General features: G+C 66.6%; 3 protein-coding genes. All 3 read left to right on the top strand.

Going from position 1 to position 3,875, the window contains the following annotated elements:
* The coding region (locus EOA32_RS34400; protein WP_245499493.1) for a LysR substrate-binding domain-containing protein at positions 1 to 352 on the top strand (352 nt) is incomplete at its 5' end.
* Positions 353 to 439: 87 nt separating this feature from the next.
* Positions 440 to 2,518: a hydantoinase/oxoprolinase family protein gene (locus EOA32_RS34395; protein ID WP_128374078.1), complete on the top strand. Its 2,079-nt coding sequence runs from the start codon at positions 440 to 442 to the stop codon at positions 2,516 to 2,518.
* Positions 2,519 to 2,522: 4 nt separating this feature from the next.
* Positions 2,523 to 3,875, top strand: a 1,353-nt coding sequence (locus tag EOA32_RS34390) for a hydantoinase B/oxoprolinase family protein (protein WP_128374077.1), incomplete at its 3' end; no start/stop codon positions are given.

The raw sequence follows: 3,875 nt of genomic DNA, 5'->3' as shown, positions 1-3,875 counted from the left end.
TCTCGTGGGGCAGGAACTGATATCCTATCGCGGCAACACGCGTCCCGCCGACGAGCTGGCCCACGCGGCCCGCGCGCAAGGCGTGGCGCTTTCGCCGTCGCTGGAGATCGACATTTCGATCTCTGCGGTCGGCTTCGTCCAGGCCGGCCTGGGCGTCGCTCTCGTCGACGCGCTGCTGCCGTGGCGCCAGTTTTCCGGCCTCGCTGTCAGGCCGCTGGCGGGCGGCCCGGAATTCCCGATTGCGCTGCTCGCGTCGCGCGCACGAGCCCTTTCGAGGGCCGACGAAACGATGCGCGATGACATCCGCGCGGCCTGCTCCGCCGTTCTCGGCGAGCATAGCGTCAAGGTATAAGTAGGACTTATATTCTTGCCCATCATCCATCTTGGACCGTGATTGTCCGCTCGTGCGAGTTTCCGAGCAGAGAGAAAGGGACGCATCATGGATGGAGCCATTGCGGCGGATGAGGCACGCAAGGAGGCCGACTGGAAGGTCGGCGTCGATATCGGCGGGACATTCATCGATTTCTGCGCGCTCGAAGCAAAATCCGGACGCGTCGCTTCGCTGAAGGTGCTGACGACGCCGGAAGATCCGGGCGCCGAGCTGATGACGGGGCTCACCTTGCTGGCCGAACGCGAGGGCTTCGACCCGACCCATATGACGCGCTTCGTGCATGGCACGACCGTCGGTATCAACACGATCATCCAGCGCAAGGGCGCGCCGCTGGCGCTGTTCACCAATGCCGGCTTCGAGGACGTGATCGAGCTCGCGCGGCTTCGCATGCCGGACATGTATTCGCTGTTCTGCGCGCGGCCGGATCCGCTGATCTCGCGCGACATGGTCTTCGGCATTCCGGCCCGCATGCGCGCCGATGGCAATGAATCCCAGGCGCCCGACACGGCGGCGGTGGAGAGCGCGGTCGCGGCCGCGAAATCGAACGGGGCGCAGGGGATCATCGTGTCTTTCCTTCATTCCTGGCGCAACGCCGCGCAGGAAACCTCGGTAAAGGCGGCGATCGCGCGCCTGGCGCCCGACCTCTTCGTCTTCACCTCCGCCGAGGTGTGGCCGGTCATCCGCGAATACGAGCGCAGCTCGACCGCCATTCTCAATGGCTATGTCCATCCGCGCGTCTCCGGCTATCTGACCGCGCTGGAAGAGCGGCTGAAGCATCGCGGCGTGCCGGCCCGGCCGATGCTGACGAAGTCGAACGGCGGGCTGATGAACGCCGCCGAAGGCAAGCGCGCCTGCGTGAACATGCTGCTGTCGGGAACGGCCTCGGGCGTCATCGGCGCCTCGTGGCTGGCGCGTCAGGCCGGCGAGGATAAGGTTCTCACCCTCGACATCGGCGGAACCTCGGCCGATTTCGCGCTCATCATAAACGGCGAGCCGCAGTTCGGCACCGGCGAGCTGATCGGCGAATTTCCACTCCATATCCCTTCCGTGTCGGTGAGCTCGATCGGTGTCGGCGGCGGCTCGATCGCCAGCGTCGACGCGCAAGGAGTGCTGCGGGTCGGGCCGGAATCGGCCGGTTCGACGCCGGGACCTGCATGCTACGGCCGTGGCGGCGAGCGGGCGACGGTGACCGACGCCATGGTGGTGTGCGGATGGCTCGGCCATAGCGAGATGGCCTATGGCCAGCTCAGCATCGAGACCCAACTGGCGCATCGCGCGGTCGGCGAACTTGCGATGCGGCTCGGCCGCCCGGTCGAGCAGACCGCGCAGGCGATCCTCGACATCGCGGTGTCGGAAATGTTCGTCGAGGTCGAGAAGCTCGCCTCGCGCGCCGGCGTCGATCTGCGCGATTTCACGCTGATGCCCTTCGGCGGCGGCGGCCCGATGCTTGGTGCCTTCCTGGCCCGCGAGCTCGGCATCAAGCGCGTCATGGCGCCCCGCCGCCCCGGTGTGGTATCGGCGCTGGGCGGGCTGGTGGCTGATCTGCGCGGGGACTTCATCCGCACCATCTTCAGCCCGCTATCCGGCGCGTCGCTTCCCGGAATCCGCGAGGCCTTCGAGGCGCTGGCGCAGGAGGGCCGCGACTGGCTTGCGGCGCAGGGGCACGATGCGGCCGCGCAACTCACACTCTCCTGCGACATGCGCTACTTCGGCCAGAGCTATGAGATCGAGGTTGTCCTTTCGCCCCAATGGTTGGCGGACGGCGACGCGGCCGCGATCGAGCAGGCATTCCACCGCACCCATGAGCAGCTCTACGACTTCCACGATCCGGACGGCGCGATCGAGCTCGTGAATGTTCGGCTGTCCGCGATAGGCGCAGGTCCGGCGCTCTCCTTCCCCGAGACCGAGGGGATGGACGTCCCGACCCATCCGGCGCGCCGGGTGCCGGTCTACACCGGTCTGACCGTCGAGACCATCGCTCTCCATGACCGGCAGACCCTGGTGCCGGGCAGCGCGTTCCGCGGACCCGCTGTGGTGGTCCAGGAAGATACCACCTTCGCTCTCCCCGCCGGAACGCAGGCGCGGGTCGATCGCCACCTCAATCTCGTTCTGACTTTCGCGGAGTGACGCCTTGTTCGACCGCACAAATCTTCAGGTTCTGGCGAACCATGCCCGCGCGGCGGCCGAGAACATGGCCCACACGCTGCACCGCACCGCGCACTCCGCCTTCGTCAAGGAGACGCAGGATTTTACGGTGATGCTGATGGATCGCTCGGGAGCGACCTTCGCCGTCCCGATGGAACTCGGCGCCACGTGGTATCCGGGGCTTTCTTATCACCGTGCGATCGCCATGGTGAACGACTACCGGCCGGGAGACGTCGCCTTCACCAACGATCCCTATTCCGGCCACGTCGCCACGCACGCGCCCGATACGCATTTGTGGAAGCCGGTCTTCGTCGACGGCGAGATCGTCGCCTGGACGGGAGGGCACATCCACAACACCGACATGGGCGGGGCTGTGCCGGCTTCGCTCAGCCGCGCGCTCACCGAAATCCATCAGGAAGGCGTCCGCTTTCCGCCGATGAAGCTGGTGAGGGAAGGCGTCTTCGACGAGACGATCCTCAGGATCATGAGCACCAATGTGCGCAAGCCGGACCTCAACATCGGCGACATCAAGGCGCTGGTCGGCGCGCTCAACACCGGCGAGCGCAAGATCCAGGCGATGGTGAAGAAGTTCGGCAAGGCCGGCTTCCTCGAAGGCGTTGCAGCTCTTCTCGACCATGCCGAGGCGCAGGCGCGGGCCGTGCTGCGCGCCATGCCCGACGGCACCTGGCAATTCGCCGACTATGCCGATGAGGATTCGGTCGAGGCAAATCCCTGCCGGCTGAAGCTGACGCTGACGATCAAAGGCGATGAGGCCGTGCTCGACTTCACCGGCTCCGATCCGCAGCTCGGCTCCTCTCTCAACGTGCCTTCGGGCGGCGACCCGCGCCACACGATGCTGCTGGTCGGGGTGTATTACGTGCTCTACACGCTCAACCCGAAAATCCTGCTCAACACGGGCCTGACCCGGCCGTTCACCTGCATCACCCCGCAAGGTTCGGTGCTGAACCCCGTCCATCCCGCCGCCGTCGGCATGCGCTCGCTCACCTGCGCCCGGCTGCGCTCGGTCATCTTCGGGGCCTTCTCGCAAGTGCTGCCGGAGCGCTTGCCGGCGGCGCCGGCCGGCAACAACTGCATCGTCAACGTCATGACCATCGATGAGCGCACCAGCCGGAGCGTCATCGCGGCGGTCAACCCCGTGGTGGGCGGCGGCGGCGCGATGCCGCGTCGCGATGGCACCAATGGATCGGGCGCCGATGCCGCCTATCTCAAGAACACGCCGATCGAGATCACTGAGACCGAGACGCCGGTCGAATTCGTGAAATATGGGCTCGCCCAGGACAGCGGCGGTGCGGGCCGCTGGCGCGGCGGGCTGGCGACC

Source organism: Mesorhizobium sp. M1A.F.Ca.ET.072.01.1.1 (assembly GCF_004023325.1).
Lineage (GTDB): Bacteria > Pseudomonadota > Alphaproteobacteria > Rhizobiales > Rhizobiaceae > Mesorhizobium.
This window is presented reverse-complemented; position numbering and strand designations above follow the sequence as displayed.